This window comes from Bradyrhizobium cenepequi (assembly GCF_020329485.1).
GTDB lineage: Bacteria > Pseudomonadota > Alphaproteobacteria > Rhizobiales > Xanthobacteraceae > Bradyrhizobium > Bradyrhizobium cenepequi.
The window spans coordinates 96408-115477 of record NZ_JAGKJI010000022.1 but is presented as its reverse complement, the minus strand read 5'-3'; the positions used below and the strand labels follow the sequence as shown (position 1 = coordinate 115477).

Annotated in this window: 21 protein-coding genes; 13 read left to right on the top strand and 8 right to left on the bottom strand. The window is 62.4% G+C overall.

The features are described 5' to 3' along the window. Positions 1 to 186: 186 nt before the first annotated feature. Positions 187 to 660 carry a Cys-tRNA(Pro) deacylase gene (gene ybaK, locus J6497_RS22605; protein WP_225706477.1) on the top strand — a complete coding sequence of 158 codons (474 nt, stop codon included), beginning with the start codon at positions 187 to 189 and terminating at the stop codon, positions 658 to 660. A 15-nt stretch (positions 661 to 675) separates the two neighbouring features. Here the strand turns inward: ybaK and J6497_RS22600 are convergent, their stop codons facing one another. From J6497_RS22600 to J6497_RS22585, 4 genes are read right to left on the bottom strand one after another with little or no spacing between them, the layout of a single operon-like run. After that, positions 676 to 1857, bottom strand: a complete 1182-nt coding sequence (locus tag J6497_RS22600; protein ID WP_225706476.1) for an MFS transporter — start codon at positions 1855 to 1857, stop codon at positions 676 to 678. 13 nt (positions 1858 to 1870) lie between these two features. After that, entirely contained in the window at positions 1871 to 2065 is a 195-nt protein-coding gene (locus J6497_RS22595) for a hypothetical protein (protein ID WP_249793686.1), read from the bottom strand. A gap of 16 nt (positions 2066 to 2081) precedes the next feature. Further along, on the bottom strand, positions 2082 to 2669 hold the full coding sequence (locus J6497_RS22590) for a cysteine hydrolase family protein (protein ID WP_225706475.1): 588 nt from the start codon (positions 2667 to 2669) through the stop codon (positions 2082 to 2084). Positions 2670 to 2673: 4 nt separating this feature from the next. Continuing rightward, positions 2674 to 3891 (bottom strand): GNAT family N-acetyltransferase, encoded by a 1218-nt coding sequence (locus J6497_RS22585; RefSeq protein ID WP_225706474.1) that lies wholly within the window; start codon positions 3889 to 3891, stop codon positions 2674 to 2676. A gap of 94 nt (positions 3892 to 3985) precedes the next feature. Here J6497_RS22585 and J6497_RS22580 point away from each other — a divergent pair, with 94 nt between their 5' ends. From J6497_RS22580 to J6497_RS22560, 5 genes are all read left to right on the top strand, one after another. Then, positions 3986 to 5035 carry a LysR family transcriptional regulator gene (locus tag J6497_RS22580; protein WP_225706473.1) on the top strand — a complete coding sequence of 350 codons (1050 nt, stop codon included), beginning with the start codon at positions 3986 to 3988 and terminating at the stop codon, positions 5033 to 5035. 8 nt (positions 5036 to 5043) lie between these two features. Next, a complete protein-coding gene (locus J6497_RS22575) occupies positions 5044 to 5442 on the top strand; it encodes a helix-turn-helix domain-containing protein (protein WP_225706472.1) in 399 nt (132 codons plus the stop codon). Positions 5443 to 5657: 215 nt separating this feature from the next. Continuing rightward, positions 5658 to 6587: a DMT family transporter gene (locus J6497_RS22570; protein WP_225706471.1), complete on the top strand. Its 930-nt coding sequence runs from the start codon at positions 5658 to 5660 to the stop codon at positions 6585 to 6587. A 102-nt stretch (positions 6588 to 6689) separates the two neighbouring features. Then, positions 6690 to 6896 carry a hypothetical protein gene (locus J6497_RS22565; protein WP_225706470.1) on the top strand — a complete coding sequence of 69 codons (207 nt, stop codon included), beginning with the start codon at positions 6690 to 6692 and terminating at the stop codon, positions 6894 to 6896. An 87-nt stretch (positions 6897 to 6983) separates the two neighbouring features. After that, positions 6984 to 7490 (top strand): P-loop nucleotide/nucleoside kinase family protein, encoded by a 507-nt coding sequence (locus J6497_RS22560; protein ID WP_225706469.1) that lies wholly within the window; start codon positions 6984 to 6986, stop codon positions 7488 to 7490. A gap of 96 nt (positions 7491 to 7586) precedes the next feature. On the opposite strand, the gene J6497_RS22555 is transcribed toward J6497_RS22560, so the two are convergent. Further along, a complete protein-coding gene (locus tag J6497_RS22555; RefSeq protein ID WP_225706468.1) occupies positions 7587 to 9191 on the bottom strand; it encodes a B12-binding domain-containing radical SAM protein in 1605 nt (534 codons plus the stop codon). Between the two features lie 267 nt (positions 9192 to 9458). Between J6497_RS22555 and J6497_RS22550 the strand changes: the two genes are divergently transcribed. From J6497_RS22550 to J6497_RS22540, 3 genes are all read left to right on the top strand, one after another. After that, a complete protein-coding gene (locus J6497_RS22550) occupies positions 9459 to 10301 on the top strand; it encodes an alpha/beta fold hydrolase (RefSeq protein WP_225706467.1) in 843 nt (280 codons plus the stop codon). 207 nt (positions 10302 to 10508) lie between these two features. Further along, positions 10509 to 10829, top strand: coding sequence for a hypothetical protein (locus tag J6497_RS22545; protein WP_225706466.1), 321 nt, complete (start codon positions 10509 to 10511; stop codon positions 10827 to 10829). Between the two features lie 223 nt (positions 10830 to 11052). Beyond that, positions 11053 to 11595 (top strand): arsenate reductase/protein-tyrosine-phosphatase family protein, encoded by a 543-nt coding sequence (locus J6497_RS22540; RefSeq protein ID WP_225706465.1) that lies wholly within the window; start codon positions 11053 to 11055, stop codon positions 11593 to 11595. A gap of 167 nt (positions 11596 to 11762) precedes the next feature. Here J6497_RS22540 and J6497_RS22535 read toward each other — a convergent pair whose 3' ends face one another. Beyond that, positions 11763 to 12146, bottom strand: coding sequence for a rhodanese-like domain-containing protein (locus tag J6497_RS22535; protein WP_225706464.1), 384 nt, complete (start codon positions 12144 to 12146; stop codon positions 11763 to 11765). 432 nt (positions 12147 to 12578) lie between these two features. Here J6497_RS22535 and J6497_RS22530 point away from each other — a divergent pair, with 432 nt between their 5' ends. Then, positions 12579 to 13649, top strand: a complete 1071-nt coding sequence (locus tag J6497_RS22530) for a glycoside hydrolase family 88/105 protein (RefSeq protein WP_225706463.1) — start codon at positions 12579 to 12581, stop codon at positions 13647 to 13649. Between the two features lie 130 nt (positions 13650 to 13779). Here the strand turns inward: J6497_RS22530 and J6497_RS22525 are convergent, their stop codons facing one another. Then, a complete protein-coding gene (locus tag J6497_RS22525; RefSeq protein ID WP_225706462.1) occupies positions 13780 to 15138 on the bottom strand; it encodes an NAD(P)/FAD-dependent oxidoreductase in 1359 nt (452 codons plus the stop codon). A gap of 156 nt (positions 15139 to 15294) precedes the next feature. Between J6497_RS22525 and J6497_RS22520 the strand changes: the two genes are divergently transcribed. Together J6497_RS22520 and J6497_RS22515 are read left to right on the top strand one after the other, a co-directional pair. Next, positions 15295 to 16104, top strand: a complete 810-nt coding sequence (locus tag J6497_RS22520) for an MlaD family protein (protein ID WP_225706461.1) — start codon at positions 15295 to 15297, stop codon at positions 16102 to 16104. A gap of 49 nt (positions 16105 to 16153) precedes the next feature. Next, a complete protein-coding gene (locus J6497_RS22515; protein WP_225706460.1) occupies positions 16154 to 17371 on the top strand; it encodes an alpha-hydroxy acid oxidase in 1218 nt (405 codons plus the stop codon). Between the two features lie 192 nt (positions 17372 to 17563). Here the strand turns inward: J6497_RS22515 and J6497_RS22510 are convergent, their stop codons facing one another. Then, positions 17564 to 17965, bottom strand: coding sequence for a DUF1330 domain-containing protein (locus J6497_RS22510; RefSeq protein ID WP_225706459.1), 402 nt, complete (start codon positions 17963 to 17965; stop codon positions 17564 to 17566). A gap of 136 nt (positions 17966 to 18101) precedes the next feature. On the opposite strand from J6497_RS22510, the gene J6497_RS22505 reads away from it, so the two are divergent. Next, entirely contained in the window at positions 18102 to 19052 is a 951-nt protein-coding gene (locus J6497_RS22505) for a DMT family transporter (protein WP_225706458.1), read from the top strand. The last annotated feature ends 18 nt before the right edge of the window (positions 19053 to 19070 follow it).

Sequence of the window (19070 nt, the reverse complement as noted above, 5' to 3'; positions counted from 1 at the left end):
CACGGCGGTGGCCGCTCGCACACAGGTCGCTCACCCCGATAAAGGAAGCGCTACGCTTAAGCAAGCAAGAAGGGTAGTTTTTGCGTCGTTTCGATGGTCTCCAAGCCTTTGATATCCCCGGAAAATTTGTGGCCGCGGAAAAGCAGGGCCAGATCATGGGCAAGGATTAAGGGAACAACCAGCCAGATGTCCAAAAGCACGCGCGCCACGGAGACGCTGGCCAGGCTCGGCGTGAAATTCACCCTGCACGCTTATGACTATGATCCTGACGCCGAGAGCATCGGCCTGCAGGCCGCCGAAGCGCTGGGGGTGGCGCCGAAACGGATGCTGAAGACGCTGATGGCCGAGGTCGACGGCAAGCCGGTCTGCGCCGTGGTGCCGTCGGACTGCGAGGTCAGCATGAAGAAGTTAGCGGCCGCCTTCGGCGGCAAGACCGCGAAGATGATGCGCCCCTCCGATGCCGAACGGCTGACGGGCTATCACGTCGGCGGCATCAGCCCGTTCGGGCAGAAGAAGCGCGTGCCTGTTACGATCGAACAGGCGTCGCTTAACGAGACGAGCGTGTTCGTCAATGGCGGCCAGCGCGGCCTGCAGATCGAGCTCGCGCCCGACGATGCGGTGAAGGCGACGGCTGCGATCGTGCGGCCGCTGACTGCATGAGGTTGGATGCGACGCTCAGGCCGTCGCGGGCTTGAGCGTCAGCACCTCGCGCCGCCTCGAGAGCAGCGAGAACAACAGCGATAGCGGCGCCATCGTGGCGAGCAGCACAGCGCCAGCGATCAGTGCGGCCGATGGCTTGCCCCAGGCATCCTGCAGCCGGCCGGCGGCGGACGGCCCGATCGCCATCAGGATGTAGAAGCAGGTGAAGAACAGGCCGAAGCCGAGCGAGCGGTCAGCCGGCTCGAGCACGCGCGTCGGCAGTGACAGGATCGCGCCGGACAAGGGGCCGATGGCGACGCCGAAGACGAGGCAGGCGATGGTTGGGTGGATGTCTGCGACGAACACGGCCAGCGCCAGGGCCGCCACAAGCCCGCAAGCAACGATCGCGGCAACCGGCCGCCCCGACCGCTCGACGACATAGCCGCCGACGGGAATGGCAATGATGGTGAACCAGATCGCGAGGCTGACCAGCGAGGCCGCCCCCGTCGGGCTCGCTCCCTGCGCCACCATCAATTGCGGCGCATAGCTGAAGAACAGCACGCAGGCGAGATTCATCGCGCCCCAGATGACGCCCGCAATCAGAATCGGGACCAGTGTCCTGACCGGCAGGCCGGCGCGCGTGGCCGCCGCGGTCTCTGCCTGGACGGGACTCCGCGGCAGGAGTGCGAAGGCGCCGAGCGCGACCAGGGCCATCATCGCGCTCGACGCCATCACCGCCGGCCACCCCAGCGATTGGGCGAGATAAGTCTGCGCCGGCAGCGCAACCATCGCGCCGAACGGCCAGCTCATCTGCAACAGCGACATCGCCAGCACGATCTCGCGGCCGGCGAACCAGTCGGTCGTCATCTTGGTAGCGACCAGGATCACGATGGTGGCGCCGACGCCGCCGATCACACGTGCGATCAGCGCGGCAGCGAAGCTATCGCAATAGGACAGAGCGACGCCCGAGACTGCCATCAGCGCCAGTCCGACAAGCCCGAGCGTCGTCTCGCGTACGCGCTGGCCGATCAGGCCCGCTGGAAAGGCGACGACGATTCCGGGCAACAGATAAGCGCCGAGCAGCATCCCGAGCTGGGCGTAGCCGAGCGCGAGATCCTGCATCAGGAAATTGGTCGTGGACCCGACCGATTGGAACTGAAACCCGGTCGCCGCGCGCGCTGCGAACAGCACGGCAAGCACGATCCATCTGCGGGGCATCGCTGCCTCCCGATCAATCCTGGAGGTCGCTGCTGACGAGATTGCGGCTGACCACGTTGGAGATTTCGGACAGTTCGTCTTCCGAAATCTCGTGCAGCGACAGTTGAAGCTGCATGATCGCGAGATCGACGAGGTGGCCGGCAAAGGACAGCCCGCCGGAAACCAGGATGTTACGCTGTTCGGTCAGTACCGGAATCACGTTACGCAAGCGACGGGCCCTCAATTCATCCATATCGATGCCCTCTCAGCGGCCGCTGCGCGGTTGCGACCAGCCAGTGAGCGGTGGTGGCGACGTCGGCGAACAATTCGATCGCCTTCGTCGCAACAAGGTGCACTGAACCAGCATCGGCATCGCGCCGCTGCCGGCTCGCCGCGGCATCGGTCAGGAAGGTGACGCGATGACCGCGGTGCGAAGCGTCGATGGCGGTGGCAAGGCAGACCTCTTCCGCAGCCAGACCGCCGATCGCAAAGCTGCCGATCCGCGAGACGACGTCCTCGAACAGCGGATTGGCGTAGCAGGAGGGCTGCCTACGCTCGAACACCATGTCCGAACGCTTCGGCTCAAGGCCCATGATCCAGGGCGACTGCGCCTTCCTGTCGACAATATCCAGCCCTTCAGCCCGCCGCGTGAAGGCGATCGGCATCCCGGCATTGCGGGCGTGCTGGATCGCGGCCCTGCAGCTTTCCAGCGAGCGAGCGAGATCGTCAGCGCAGGCCGCCGCACGAAAATAGGCATCCTCCTGCAGGTCGACCATGACCAGCAGGCGGGTGTTGGAAGCGCCGACATAGGGTTTGAGGTCGATCACGCCCATGGGATCACATCGTGGGCGGCTGCGCAGCCGCGCCGCGGCCAGCAGACATTTCGAGGATGCCGGGGACGTCCCACTGTCCTTCGGGACGGATCAGGACGTAAGGATCCTCGCCGAGGGTGATGCGCTGCGGATGCCGCTCGGTCTGAAGCTTGACCTCGACATAGTCGAAATCGGAGAACACGAATTCGCGCGAGCCCGGCATGCGCTCGAAGCCGCGCTGCTCCCAGAAGCCGAGCAATCGCTTCTGCGCATGCGCATAAAGAACGTTGTAACCCTTTTTGCGGCAGAGCTCGATCGCGGCATCGACGATGCGGCCGGCGATACCGCCGCTGCGGTTTTCGCTGCGCACCGCCAGCCGCTCCAGCTTGGCGAAATCGGCGAAGTAGCGGATCCGCATGCAGCCGACCGGCTCGCGGCCCTGATGGCAGATCAGATGGGTTGCGGAGAAATCATTGCCATCGAATTCCTCCTCGAACGGGCAATGCTGCTCGCCCATGTAGACGGCGCTGCGGATCGCCATCACGCGCGCCATCTCGTCCATCGAGCGTACCACCCGCACCGAGATCGGGTCCGGCGGCACCGGCTTCGGCGGCGGCATCTCGTGCGAGCGATCGAGCATCTGCAGATGCGGCGCGAACAGTCCGTCATAACGGGCGCCCGGAGTAAAGCCGAGCGGCTCGAGCACGCGCAGCCCTTCCTTGGTGATCGGGCGCGAATAGATGTTGATGCCCTGGTAGAGCGGGGTCGAGAATTTCTGCAGCACCAGCGGGATCGCAGCGACCGTCGGCCCCTTGGCGTGGATGGCCCAGACATAAATGCCGGCCGGCCGCTCCGATTGCCGCGCGACGAATTCGAGATCGGGATTCTTGGTGTCGAGCCGGCCGTCGATCAGGCGGCGCGCGCCTTCATGCGTCAGCGGCAGCACCGCCAGGAAGCCTTCGCCCTTCGGCGCGGCAATGTCGAATTGGTCGCGCCGCGCGATCGCCCAGAACACATCCGGATTATGGTTAGCAACGGTCTGAACGATCCGGTTGGTGGTCAGTCCGGGAATATCCTCCCTCGCCGCATCCATCAGCGCCGCAATTCCGGCAGCATCGACGGTGAAGATCACCGTGCGTTTCGCCAATTGCAGCATGGTCATCTTGTCGAGCGAACGGGCGGGACCCGTCCCCTGACGCCTGGTGGCGGCCTTGCGAATAAAATCGAGGTCCAGAGCAGTCATCGATCATCTCTCGCGGTTGTGGTTTCGCCGCGTTTCTGCCAAGAATAGCGAGGTGTTCCCGTTAAGCTAAAAGGCGACAAACGAGGCGATTTGTATGCACTCACCTGAGCGCAGGGGTGCTCACCACCGTGCACACCCTCCGGGCCGCATCGGCCAGTGGGATTCGGTGCGGATCTTCCTTGAGGTGGCCCGGATCGGCAGCTTCCGCGCTGCAGCCCTGGAGCTGAACGCCTCGGCCAACTTCCTGCGCAAGCAGATCCTGCAACTAGAGAGCGCCTATAAAACGACGCTGATCACCCGCCATGTCGATGGCGTGCGGCTGACGCCGGAAGGCGAGAAGGTGCTGGAGGCGGCGCGGCGGATGGAGGAAGCGGCCTTCGGCCTCGACCGCGCGCTGAGCCAGACCACGCCGGCGCTGTCGGGCGAGGTGCGCTTCGCGATCACCGAAGGTCTCGGCACCTTCTGGGTCGCGCCGCGGCTGATCGAATTCCAGCGCGTCTATCCGGGACTATTGGTCGATCTCAAATGCGAGATGCGCTCGGCTGACGTGCTCCGTCTCGAGGCCGATGTCGCGGTGCAGCTCGAAGAGCCTGACAAGCCCGACCTCAAGCGCGTCAAGATCGGGCGTCTGCATGTCATGCCGTTCGTCAGCCCGTCCTATGTCGAGATCTACGGCATGCCGAAGGACCAGGACGACATCCGGCAGAACCACCGCATCGTGCTGCAGGATGCCGACCAGACTCGCGCGCAGCAGATGTACGAGCAATATGCCGGCCGCGAGCAGGTCGGCTTCGTCGCCATGCGCAACAACGTCAGCAGCGCGCATGTCTGGGCGGTCGCCAAGGGCGCCGGCATCGGCTGGCTGCCGACCTATGTGCCGGCGGTCGCCGGGCCTTTGATCCCGCTCGACATCGGCATCAACTTCTCGCTCGACATTTGGCTTGCCTATCACCCCGACGCCAAGCGGATTCCACGCGTCAAGCAGTTGATCGACTGGACCATCCAGGCCTTCGACAGCCGGAAGTATCCGTGGTTCCGCGACGAGTTCGTGCATCCCAACGATCTGCAGAAAACCTACAAGGGGGAGCCGCTGGTCAATCTGTTCGCAGGCTTCGTGAACGAAACACGGTCCAAGATCGGCTGAGCAACGCAATGAGCAAATCGACCGACGGGCACATCGATCAATTGGTGCAGGCCAAGTGGCGCGAGATCGGATTATCGCAGTCCGACCTTGCGGAAGTGCTGGGAGCAACGCCCCCGCAACGGACAGGGCGCGTAAACGGCCGCGAGGCGGTTGATCTCGAGCGCTTGCGCCACGTGGCGAGCGCGCTCGGCGTTTCCGCCGATCACTTCGGCGGCCGCGCCGGCAGCAGCGCCGCGCGAGCACGGCGACTGCCGGAACCGGGCTCCGCATCGTTGCAGTCGCTGCTCGAGCTGCGCCTCTTGCGGTTGTTTCGCGAATTGCACGACGTCGATACGAAACGGATGCTCATCGACCTGACCGCACAGATCGTCAAACGCCAGGCTGATCCTTCGGGCGAGGCCGGCTGACGCCGCTCTCCGGCGGACCAGCACCCCACGAAACAGTCGTCAGGAGCTGCCGACAGGCTTGCCCGAATAGGGCCTCGCGCATGGTCGCGATGCAGCCAACGCCATTGCCGTCACCGCAAAATCCGTGTCTGTGGCGCGGGCCGGGCCCTCTCACATTCCGGCCCGGTGCGTGACCTCGCCGGGCGGGCCACGGCGCCATGAACCGGGCCCGACGAATGTCTGCTTCCGAGACCACCACTCCTGCCGGCTCCGGCAACTGGCTGGCCAACCAGCCCTACCTGCTGCTTAGCCTCACAGCGCTGTTCTGGGCCGGCAACGCCATCGTCGGCCGCCTCGCCGCCGGCCATATTCCGCCGGTGACGCTCTCCTTCCTGCGCTGGTCGCTGGCGTTCCTGTTGACCCTGCCCTGGGCCTGGCCGCATCTGAAGCAGGATTGGCAGGCGATCCGCGGCCACCTCGGCCTGATGGTTTTCCTTTCGCTGACGGGCATTGGCGTCTTCAATACCCTGCAATATTGGGCGCTCGAATACACCCAGGCGCTGAACACACTGCTGCTGCAATCGGCGGGGCCGCTGATCATCGCGGTATGGTCGCTGGTCCTGCTCGGCGTGCGGCTGACGGCGGCGCAGGCCCTTGGCGTGCTGCTGTCGCTTGCGGGCGTGCTGGAAATCATCCTGCACGGCGATTTCACCGCGCTGTCAAAGATCGAGTTCAACAAGGGCGACCTGATCTTCCTGCTGGCGCTCACGATCTTCGGGATCTATTCGGTGCTGTCGCTGAAGCGGCCGCAGATTCACGGCCTGTCATTCGTCGCCTTCACGTTCGGCTGCGGCGCGGTATGGCTGACGCCGTTCCTGGTCTGGGAATTGCTGGCGCGCCCGGCGATGGAGCTCAACCTCAACAACGTGCTCTCGCTGATCTATGTCGCGGTGTTCCCCTCAACGCTGGCTTATCTCTGCTTCAACCGCGGCGTCCAATTGATCGGCGCCAACCGCGCCGCGCCGTTCTTCCATGTGGTGCCGGTGTTCGGCACCGTGCTGTCGATCATCTTCCTTGGCGAACATCCGCAACCGTTCCATTTCATCGGCTTTGCGCTGGTGCTGTCAGGCGTGTTCGTCGCCTCGCGCAAGCCGAAGCCGGCCTAAGCCAATCGCCGTCATTTGTGTTTCGGCGCCGAGTCATGAGCTGATCGGCTTGAACTAACAGGCTTGGCACCGGGCTTGTTATCGCGAGCATGAGGGCCGATCATGGAAGACATGAAAGTCACGGCCAGCGGGTTTGACCATCCGGACGTAAGAGGCGAGCTCTTCTGGGGCGGACGTGGTGGCACGCAATGGTGGATTTCACCTGAGACGAATACGGCAGGCCTGATCATGGCGCAGCGTGAGATGGGGCATCCCTTTGTGGCCGAGTTCAAGCGGCTCGCGTACGAAGCGGTGAAGCGCAAGCGCTGACAAGGATAAGCTTCGCGCTACGCCAACAGGCTTGAAATTGAACTACCGTAATGGCCCATGTGCTGGCCGGGAAAAGTCGAGGGTGCAATGGCGAGGCTCATCGCGATGGCGGGCTTGCCGGGTGTCGGCAAGTCGAGCATTGCGCAGCATCTGGCGCGGCGCACTGGTGCCGTCTGGCTGCGGATCGACTCAATGGACCAGGCAATCTGGGCATCAGGTACGGCGCCTAGCGATCTCTTTGATTCGACCTACCGAGCAGCCCAAGCGGTCGCTGCCGATAATTTAGCGCTCGGCTTGGATGTCATTGCGGACTGTGTAAACGATTGCCAGGAGGCACGAGACGGCTGGGAGACGGCGGCGCGACGTATCGGAGCTGAAGTCAAATGGCTCGAAGTCGTGTGCAGCGACCCCCTCGAGCACCGTCGAAGAGTTGAAACAAGATCAAGCGACATCGTGGGATTGCACCTGCCCGATTGGGATGCAGTCGCCGCCCGCGCCTACGACAAGTGGAATCGGGATCGCATTGTTATCGACACAGCACATCGCAATCTGGAGGTGTGCGTCGACGAGGCCCTCGATCTCCTGCGCAGATGACAGCCGCTTTTGACGCGACTGAGACGTCAAGCACTCAGTCTGCCTTGTGCAGTTTGTTGATGGCCTCCGCCGATCTAGCGGCTGCCAGGTTGTGTTCTAGGCTATCGCGACGTTTGCCGCGGTCGAATTTGCGGCGGGCTCATCCAGAGCGGCCAGGCGACGATCGATTGCGTCGATGACCTGGCGTGAGAAAGGTCCAAGATGCGCGTAGGCCACAATCATGGCTACTGCGATTCGTGCCGAGGACGAGTCTCGCTTGGCGCAGCTGAGGAAGGTTCGCCAAAACGGATCGTGCGCTTCGGGAATCGCGGTGACGACGCGATGCACTGTCTCTAATGCCCGCACCTTGGCACGGATGTCGCCGACGGGCAGTTCCTGACGTTGCCGCGAACGGTCGAGGATCGTCATCAATCGGTCAATACGGCTCGCGTACGCGACGGGATGATAGACGCTCTCCAGGATCTGTCTGTAGTCTATCAAGATGTCGCGCAACGGACGCGTCGGATCGAAATTGATGCCGTCGGTGCACTGATCGCCGCCGATGGTTGGACCCAAATCGTGATTGGGGTGCAGCCGACCCTCGCGCGTAAGACGGCGCGTGAGCTGCGTGTTTGGCAAGGCATAGAGCAAGCCAACCATGCAAACGGGGATTGCGGCTTCCTCGATGAAGTCGATCATCGCATCCGCGATCGAGACTTTCTCGCTGTCGAAGCCCACGATGAAGCCCGCGGTGACGAGCATCCCGGCGCCGTATATCCGGTGAATGCTCTCGGCGATATTGCGCCTTGTGTTCTGCTTCTTCTTCGTCGCCACCAGGGTCGCCGGGTCCGGACTTTCGATGCCGACGAAAATGCCGAAGAAGTTGGCCGCGGCCATCATCTGCAGCAGTTCCGCATCATCGGCCAGATTGACCGAGGCTTCTGTCGAAAACTCGAACGGATAATCGTGCGCGCGTTGCCAGGCGGCGAGTTCGGGAAGAAACAGCTTGAGCGACTTCTTGTTGCCGATGAAGTTATCGTCGACGAAGTCGAGATGGCCGCGATATCCCATCTCGTAGAGCGCATCGAGCTCGGCGAGCATCTGCGGGGTCGTCTTGGTACGCGGCACCCGCCCGTAGAGTTCGATGATGTCGCAAAACTCGCACGTGAAGGGGCAGCCGCGCGAATACTGCACACCAAGATAGAGATAATCTTGAAAGTTGAGCAGGTCGAAACGCGGCACTGGCGTCTTGGTGACGTCAGCCTGGAACTTGGGCGCTGTGAAGACGCCCGATCGGGCACCGTTCTCCCAAGCCGCGACGAACTGGTCAATTACACTTTCGGCCTCACCGAGCACTTGAAAGTCGGCTGCGACATAGATGTGTGGACTGGAAGTTGGGTCGGGGCCACCGACGACCACCGGCTTGCCCCGCGAGCGACAAACCTCGATCAGCCGCAGCGTGTCAGCCTGTTGCGGCAACATCCCGCCAGTGAAAACGACGTCAGCCCAGGCAAGATCGTCGTCCGTGAACGACGCCGTATTGCAGTCGATCAGGCGCACCGTCCAGCGGTCCGGTAACATCGCCGCGACGGAAATCAGGCCGAGGGGAGCTGCGGGGCGTCGAACTCCCATCAGTTTGCAGGATTCGGTAAAGCTCCAAAACGAGTCCGCAACGAAGCGCGGATAAAGCATAAGCACGTTGCACGGGCGCTGCGTGTTCATGGTGCTCCAAGCTGGCCTGTGTCTCGGTCAGAACATAGCCCGGCCATAAAGGGCAATGCTAGAACTAACCTGACGCTCCTTGCGAGCGCAACAACAGGCTCCCAAGCCAACAATTGCGCGATGTTTTTTTGACTCACGTGGCAGAAATGGCACGCAATTAAGTGATTTTTGTGTTCCCCGAAGTGACGGAGCAGGTTCTTGAGATTCCATTCGAAAGTCGCACTGTGGCAATCTGTCACCCATGATCCGCACTGCGGGGCATAAAGCATGACTCATCTTACTTTGGCGAACGGCGACGTACGACTTGCCGCATCGGTTGATGGACCGATGGATGCGGTTCCGATCCTGTTCTTGCACGGGGCAAGCGTAAGTCGCGATACGTGGAATGAAACCAAGCAGCAATTGATGGGTCGCTATTGCGTTTGGACGCTCGATTTTCGTGGTCACGGCCACTCCGATCGCGCGTCGAACTACGACCTTGCAGGTTATGTTTCCGATGCCGAAACTGCTCTAGCGGCCATAGGCCGTCCGGCAATAGTTGTTGGGCATTCCCTGGGCGCATGCGTGGCCGGTGTGCTCAGCCAAACCAATCCGAACATCCGGGCAGTCTTTCTTGAGGACCCGCCGTGGTTCCTGGGACGTCCGGAGGAATGGAGCAGGTCGCTACTCTCGAAGCTGTTCTCACTCTTGCTATTGCGGCTGACGAAATGGCAGCACGAGCCTCCGCCGTTTACGACCTACGTTGAACTGCTTTCCAATGGGTCCGACCGCTTGGGAGGTGTGGCTCAGGACCACATATCGGCTCGGCATTTGCTCAGCCACGCTTCCGCGATACAGCGCGTCGACCCGCGTTGCCTTCGTGATGATTGCTTGAGAGACGCGTTGTCATCGATATCGACTGAGCGACCGTTCCTGTGCCCTGCAAAGCTTGTTCGAGGTGAAGAACGGTTCGGAGGCGCATTTTGGGATGAACATGCCGGCAATTTGCTGGCGACCAATCCCCATCTTGAAATCGTCCAATACAAACGATGTGGCCATCATCCCCACCGTATGCTCGGCTTCGAGCAGCGCTTCTTTTCTGATCTTGAGGACTTTCTTGCGAAGATCTGAGCTCGAACGCGGCGCCAGTCAATCCCAAGGCGAGGCGTTTGCCCGCTAGGGAACACTCCGCGTAATCGGTAGTCGGCACGTCCGATCTCTGCGGCATTTCAGTCGGCCGGGTCGACGATATTCACGCCGGAGCAACAGTTCATGTTGGCAATCGCGCATGCGAATGCGGGCCAATTCGATGATGCCTGCCGCTGCATCGACAAGGCGATGGCGGCGATGCAGGCAACCAAGGAACGGTGGTGCGAGGCCGAGGCGCATCGCGTGGCCGGTGAAATCGCGCTCAAATCGCCGCGTCGGGACGTGGCGAAAGCGCAAGCCTGTTTCGAGCGATCCCTGACCCTCGCACGCGCCCAGCAGGCCAAGTCATGGGAATTGCGCGCAGCCATGAGCCTGGCGCGGCTCTTGACTGAGCAGGGCAGCCGACAAGCGGCACGCGACGTTCTTGCCCCAGTATACGATTGGTTCACCGAGGGTTTTGACACAAGCGATTTGCGAAATGCCAAGGCCTTGCTCAGCGAGCTTCACTAGGCCCTGTACCCATAAACCCGTTGATGTGACGCGGCGAAGGCACGTCCGCTTGCCCCGTTAGCGACCAAGCTTGCGCCGCGGCGCAACATGTCGCGACGGGCCAACTCCGGAAGTCGGGGTAGCCCAAAGGTCCCGGAAGTCGGTAGCCAGGAACCGCCTAAGAGGAACCGGCGCGGTCGTTGTGCGTTTGGCAAAACCAGCCAGTGGCGACGAGGGGATGCCCATGCCGACCGGTCATTATAACATCCTGTTTTTGTCCAACCGCAACACAGCGCGTAGTATCTTCGCCGAGGCGGTCGCGAACCGATTGGGACGAGGACATTTTAAGGGCTTCAGTGCGGGTATGAACCCGGCCAACTTTCTGGACCCTCTGGCTATCGACGTTTTGCGGGTCGCGCAATATTCTGTCGACGGTTTGCGCCCCAAGCACTGGCAGGAATTCGCCAGAGCCGATGCCCCAGCCCTTGATTTCGTATTTACCCTCTGCGACCCCGTGGCTGGGGAGCCATTGCCACATTGGTCAGGTCGACCAATTACCGCCGATTGGCGTTATCCCGATCCTGCAAACCTTCCTGACGAAGAGTGGCAGCGGCGTAAGGAGCTGGCTCGGATACTGGCTGGCTTAGAGCGTCAATTCAGGGCGTTCATGCAGTTGCCGTTCAAGTCGCTCGACGAAATCAGTTTGCAGGCGCGACTTGGTGAACTTGGTGAGCGAGATCGGATCGCGCGCTCCGCGGATGCTCCGAACGCCCCGCCTTTGTTATAACTGACTTCCATGTCGCGAAGACAGGCCTTGAGCAAACTTGCCGCTGGACGAAGTATCGTATCGGCTTAAACTGAAGAACCCTGATAAGGGAGCGGAATTGGGCCTTGACCTAGGTTTCGTCCGGGCCGCGGCCCCGATGTCTCAGTTGGGTCACGAGCAGACATTCCTTACGTCGCCGACTCCGCCTCAATCCCCGCTTCGGCAAGTTCTTTGAACCCCCCAATGTTGAAAACCTTCGTATAACCCATCTCCTGAAGGGCTTTTCCGGCAAGTGCAGAACGACCACCTGACGCACAATGCAAAAGGATCGTCTTGTCTTTGTTGAACGCTGGATTGTAATAGGGGCTTTCGGGGTCGGCGCGAAACTCCAACATGCCGCGTGACACGTTCAGAGCACCTTTGAGCTTACCTGTTTGCTGAACCTCGGTCGGATCACGAACATCGACGACGAGCACCTCCGACGACCGCAGTTTCTCAGCCGCTTCAGCAGGAGACAACTTCGGGACTACAGCATTCGCTTCCGCCAACATCTGCTTCACATTCTGGGGCATCGCTTTCCTCCTCCGGCTAGCCGTTTAGCCGCGACGCGATGGTATACGAAGGAACCTATTCAGTCCAATACGCCTGAGCCGCAGTCAGGGATCCGCGTCCAAAGCGTGAGTTTTGGAATTCGCAGGAGCGCGCGCCCATCAACCGCGGCGCTCGCATAGCGCTGCGCCCGTCCGACGAGACAGCGGTGAGATACGCTGCGGATCACGCGTTGATTGCGACCGCAACAGCTAGCTGGGACGCTGCATTGGTCAGACGCGGATGACCTGTCCTTTGAGTGAGTAGAGGATTGCGACGACCTCGTTGCGTTCCCCTGGACGTCGGCTCTGGGTCAGAAGCGGACGTTACTGTTACGATGGCGTTGTGCCGTCCCGCCGCGGTGCGATCCGCCGATGGACCGATGGTCAGCAGTTAGGAACGTTAGGAACAGAAGCATGAAGGCAATTGCACTGACGGCCATCCTGCTCACCGCTTCACTTGCGCCGGAAATCGTACGCAATACGGCCCAGCAAGTCGCGGGCTGGCAAATGTCGCACTTCCATGAAGTACCCCAGGCGCCTGAAACAGATTGGACACGCGCCGTCTTCTATATCGGTCTCGCAAGATGGGCTGCGACACCAGATCAGATGAAATACTTCGACGCGATCCGAGAGCTTGGAGAACGGACCGGTTGGCAGATCGGCAACAGCGACTGGGCACCCCCGATCTACCTTGCAGACGATCATGCCATCGGGCAGGTCTACATCGCCGCCTATGATCATTTCGGCGATCGACGCATGATCGAGGCGACCGTGCGGCGGCTGGAGTATATCCTGCAGCACCCACCACAGGTCTCGCTCGAATTCGACAACGCAGAGTGCCTGCAGCGATGGTGCTGGTCTGACGCCATCTTCATGGGGCCTGCAACATGGTTCGGCATTGCGCGCATCCAGAAGGACCAGCGGTTTCGTGACTATGCCGACAGGGAATTCTGGGCCACGAAAGACTTCCTATTCGATAGCCAGGAGCACCTGTTCTACCGCGACAGCCGCTTCATCGGGAAAACTGGCGCGCATGGCGAAAAGATATTATGGGGCCGCGGTAACGGCTGGGTGCTCGCTGGGCTTGCCAACATCCTACGAGAGCTTCGTCCCGGCGACCCGCTGCGCGAGAAATACGTCAACCTGTTCGTCGAGATCGCGGATCGCGTAGCGAGCCTTCAGCGCCCGGATGGCTTCTGGTCCACCTCGCTGCTCGCTCCGCCCGACGTAGGCAGCCCTGAATCCAGTTGCACTGGATTCCTGACCTACGGCTTGGCCGCCGGGGTGCGGATGGGACTTCTCGATGTAAAGCAGTTTAGTCCAGTGATTGAACGAGCCTGGCGGGCTCTGGCATCGGCGACGGTTAACGGCCGACTCGGCCGCGTGCAGCAGATTGGCGACAGGCCGGACGCCGTTCAGATCACGGACACACAGCTCTACGGGTCTGGCGCTCTCTTGCTGGCTGCATCTGAACTAGTCCACTAGCATCGCATCATCGCGCGCATGACTTGTGGTTGCTGCATCGTGCCAGCGATAGCCATAAGCCAGGATATCAGCCGACCGTCTCGCGACAACGCTTCGCCTTTTTCAGACCTCGCTGGAGGTCCGTCCTGTGTTATTCGGCAGCCATCTGGGACAACTCAAGCTGAATGAGCCGATCGACAGCCGGATCCTGGAGCGCGCTTGGCGGCTTGAGCAGTTGCTGGACCTCCGCCATGAGCCGGTGAACGGCGGGATCGCGCATCGCGGCCCGGATCAGGGCTCCATTGTATTGAAGCCGGCTCTCGAAATCCGGCGGACGTTCGCCGCGCGTCTCGGGATAGACCAGATCCGGAACCGCGGACATGTTCCATGGAGCCTCGACCAACGGCAGGCTTTCGGAAAAGAATGCCAGCGCCAGTCCGGCAAGCGGATCGGGCTTGGTCGCCCGACCCTTCAGGAGTTGCTTTAGAAGACGAGCTTCCTGAGCCGCCACGCTCATGCCCTGGCCATAGATCGGGTTGAAGCGACAGATCGAGTCGCCGATCGGCAGCAGGCCGCGCGGAAATGCGCTCAGCCGGTCGAAACGGCGCCATACGCTGGCCGGATAGCCATAGCGCTCGAAGCCGCCCAGCCGCTCGGCATGCTTGATGGCGTTGTAGATCGTCTGCGTCTCGAGCCGCCGGGCATAGTCCATAAATCCGTCCGGCTCGGCTGGCGGACGTTCGCCGAGCTGTCCCGTGAGCGTCAGAACCCAGCGGTTGCCTTCGATCGGCAGCATATAGCCGCCACGGCTGCGTTCCGGCGCGTGGGGATGACTGGCTATGCCTCTCCAATCGGTGGGGGCATCCAGCGGAATGACAAAGCTGGTCGTCGTATAATGGAGATCGACGCCAATGATGATTTCATCCGGCACTGGCTGGTCGAACGAACGGAGCAGCGCCAGGGTTGGCGCACCGCGTCCGGACGCGTCGACAACAAGATCGGCGGCGAGGGTTTCCTGCCATCCATCGGCGGTTTCATAGCTGACGCCCGTAACCATAGCGCCATCCGACGTAGCGGTGATCTCGAGCACCCGGCATCCCCCGCGCATCGTCACGTTGGTCAGCCTCTCGACCTGTCGGCGCGTGAGCCGTTCGATCAGCGGGCGCGATGCGCAGTAGAAGAACCAGCCGAAATCGCGCGATGGTAGGGGACCGAGACCCGGGATCTCCACACGAAGCTCGCGTGGCACTCGAAGCAGCGCCGACCCGGCATTTATCAGATCTCGCTCGAAATGCGGGAACAGGTCGGTGAGCGCCCGCTGGCCGCCTGGCAGCAAAACGTGCAGATGCCGGGCTTGTGGAGTGCCCGGTCGCGGGACCGCCTGGTCCGGCAGGCGGTCGCGCTCCAGCACGATCACCCGTTCGAAGTGGTCGGCCAGCGCGCCCGCTGCGGCCAAGCCAGCCATACCCGCGCCAATCACTACGGCCTGCTTGCCTATCTTGCCTACCATCGCAGTCCTCTCCTCGTCCACACAGCCGTGTCGTGGTATGAGGGAACGGACGGATTACAGCGTGATTTCAGCGCGGAAGAAGCGTGTTACGATCGTAGCGGTGACTGGCCGCCGCAAATCCGCTAGTTTCGCTGTCCGCTTCACGAAGATCGAAACATGGTGCGCGCCAGCAATGTAATGATCGGGACCTTGGCGCTGGCGTTGGTCGCCGGCGCGCTCGGCGGCTGGCTCGGCTACCGCAAATATGCCGGAATCCAGCAGCAGGTGCCGTTCCGGGTGATCTTCGAGGGCCCGGCCTCGGGCCTGCGCCGGGGTGGCAGCGTGAATTTTGCCGGCGTGCGCATCGGCGAGGTGGAGTCGATCAGGCTCGACCGTCACCGCGTGATCGCGATGACGTGGATCGAGAAAACCGCGCCGATCAAGAAGGACACCCAGGTCGGACTCGAATTCCAGGGCCTGACCGGCATCGCCGGGATCTCCTTCACCGGCGGCACCGACCAGGCGCCGCCTCCGCCGACCGGTCCCGACGGCATTCCGGAACTGACCGCCGATCCCCTGGGCACGATGGGCATCCAGGAAAAGATCCGTGCCGCGCTGCGCAATGTCGACACTGTCATCAAGGACAACGAGGGTGCGATCCACGACACGTTGAGCGGTTTCGAGACCTTCACCGCCTCGCTGTCGAGCAACGGCGAGAAGATCAGCAGCGTCATCAGCACCGCCGAAACGGGCGTCAATGGTCTCGACGACGGCATGAGCCGGACCGAAGCGTTCCTGAAGAGCCTCGGCAGCGACAAGTATGGCGGCGAGTTGCTGCCGACCGTCATCTCGCTGCGCGAACTGATCGAGAGCTTCGACAAGAAGTCCACCGCGCTGATGGCCGACACCCGCAAGATGCTGGGCGATATCAGCCAGTCCGTGAACAAGGCGGACCGGAAATTTGGCGGAACCGGCGGCGGGCGCTAACGTAGCACGATGATAACAATAGACGATAACAATAACGGAAACGCCTGCTGTGCACGACAAGACGAAGAGCCCGCCCGCCCCGCCGCCCACCGTAACTCGCGCCCAAGGCGTGGTGCCGCGGCATCTGCGGCGCTATCTCACGCTGGATGATTTTGAGCCGGCCGCGCGCCGGCTGCTGCCGAAGTTCCTGTTCGGCTATATCGACGGCGGCGCCGAGACCGATGCGGCCAAGCGCGACAACCGTAAGGCGTTCGAGGAATATGGCTTCGTGCCGCGCGTGCTCAAGGACGTCTCCGGCCGCGACCAGACCACGACCTTGTTCGGCAAGACCTACGCCGCGCCGTTCGGGATTCCGCCGATGGGCTCGTCGGCGCTTTGCGCCCATCGCGGCGACATCGTACTGACGCGCGCGGCGGCGGCGATGAATGTGCCGATGATCCTTTCTGCCTCCTCCCTCATCACGCTGGAGGACGTCCGCCGCGAGAACGAGGCCGCGTGGTACCAGGCCTACCTCGCCGGCGTCGATGCGCGTATCGAACCTCTGGTCGACCGCGTGGCCGCGGCCAGCTACGACACCTTCGTCGTCACCGCCGACGTGCCGGTGCCGCCCAATCGCGAGAACAACATCCGCAACGGCTTCCAGGTGCCGCTGGCGATCACGCCGCGCGTGTTCTGGGACACGATCACGCATCCGGACTGGCTGCTCAACACCTGGGCGCGCACGGTTCTCAATCATGGCATGCCGCATTTCGAGAACATGGACGCACAGCGCGGCCCGCCGGTGCTTTCGAAGAACCTGATCCGCAACATCGGCGCGCGCGACCAGCTTGCCTGGAAGCATGTCGAGCTGATCCGCAAGCGCTGGAAGGGCAAGCTCGTGGTCAAGGGCCTGGTGTCGCCGGAGGATGCGCGGATCGCGCGTGAAAGCGGCGTCGACGGCGTGATGCTCTCCAACCATGGCGGCCGCCAGCTCGACTATACGGTCTCCGCGCTGCGCACGCTGCCGGAGATCGCCGCCAAGGCAAACGGCATGACCGTGATGGTCGACGGCGGCATCCGCCGCGGCACCGACATCATCAAGGCACTGGCGCTGGGCGCCGATTTCGTGTGGGTCGGCCGACCATTCCTCTATGCCGCGGTCGCCGCCGGCGAAGCCGGCGTCACGCGCGCGATCACGCTGTTGCGTGACGAGATCGACCGCGACCTCGCGCTGCTTGGCATCCGAAGCCTCAGTGAGATCACGCCGGACCTGGTACGGAAGTTCTAGACCGTAACGCCCGTTGATTGAATCGGTCTGGCCACACGTTCACCTCTCCCGCTTGCGGGGGAGGCCGGCGCTTTAGCGCCGGGTGGGGGCTCTCTCCACACGAAGAATGTGAACCGCGGAGACACCCCCACCCCAGCCCTCCCCCGCAAGCGGGAGAGGGAGCGCAGCCGCGTTCGCGGAGACTTCCCGCACCTAGCCAATCCTGAACTTGCTGTAGGCCTCTGTGGTCGCGATGATGACGTGCTCGGCGCAACCGTTGCGGCGGTGGGGATCGCACAAGGTTTCGTAGTCGGCCGAGGTCATCATGTCGATGAAGGCTGAGACCGCGGGATAGTAGACCAGCGCCAGATAGTCCCACTGGTTGTCGTCTGGCCTGCCGAGCGCGACCGTGCGGGCATTGCCGGTCCAGAGCAGTGTGCCGCCGCGCGCCTTGATCATTGGCACGGTGAGCGCGCTGTAGCGCAGATAGGCGTCCCAACCCGAGCCGTCGCCATCGAGCGAGCGCTCGCGGAAGCGCATCAGGTTCACCATCACGACCGGCTCCTGCGGCTGCAGCGCCTTGAGGCCTTCGACGTTCAAGAGGTCCACACCCATGCGTCTCTCCGATGATTCCTTGAGCAGTTCAGCATCGCATATATCGCGTCCATGACACCCAGCGGCAGCGCGCATGGCTGCATTCTTCCGGAGCGTCTTGTCGCGCGAGAAGAATCCGGCAAAAAGGTCTGATAGCATGACCGACCTCCGCGCCTTGCCGTCAGCACCCGCTCCCACACGCCGCTCCGCGATCGCCTGGCTCAACAACCAGCCCTACCTGCTGCTCAGCCTGACGTCCCTGTTCTGGGCCGGCAATATCGTGATCGCGCGCTATGTCGGCAGTCACGTGCCGCCGCTCACGCTGTCCTGCCTGCGCTGGCTCGGCACCTGCCTCATCCTGCTGCCCTTTGCCTGGCCGCATCTTCGGCATGACTGGCCGGCGCTGCGCGGCCGCCTGCCGCTGATGCTGCTGCTCTCGCTCACCGGCTTCGCCTTCAACAATGCGATCTCATACTGGGGGCTGCAATACACCCAGGCCCTCAACGCGCTCTTGATCCAGTCGGCAGGCCCGCTGTTCGTCGCACTGTGGGCCCTGGTTCTGTTCGGCGTGCGGCTGACCGGGGCGCAGTTCGCCGGTGTCATCCTGTCGCTGACGGGCGTGCTCACCATCATCCTGCGCGGCGATCTCGGCGCGCTCGCCTCCATCAGCTTCAATCGCGGCGACGTGATGTTCGCATCCGCGCTGCTGTCATTCGGGCTCTATTCGGCGCTGATGACACGGCGCCCGGTGACGCATCAGCTCTCGCTGATTGCATTCACCACCGGCTGTGGCGCCTTGATGCTGGTGCCCGGCTCGATCTGGGAATATCTGACCGGCGCCACCCTCAAATTCGACGCGCTGACGCTGGGAACGCTGGCCTATGTCCTTATCTTCCCCTCGGCGCTGGCCTATCTCTTCTTCAACCGCGGCATCGCGCTGATCGGACCGAACCGCGCCGCGCCCTTTTTTCACCTCGTGCCAGTGTTCGGCTCGGCGATGGCCATCCTGCTGCTCGGCGAGGCGCTGCAACCGTTCCACCTGATCGGCTACGCGCTGGTGCTGGCCGGTGTCGTGATCGCGTCACGGCGTAGCTCGACCAAACGGTGAATCAAGCACGGCAACGCC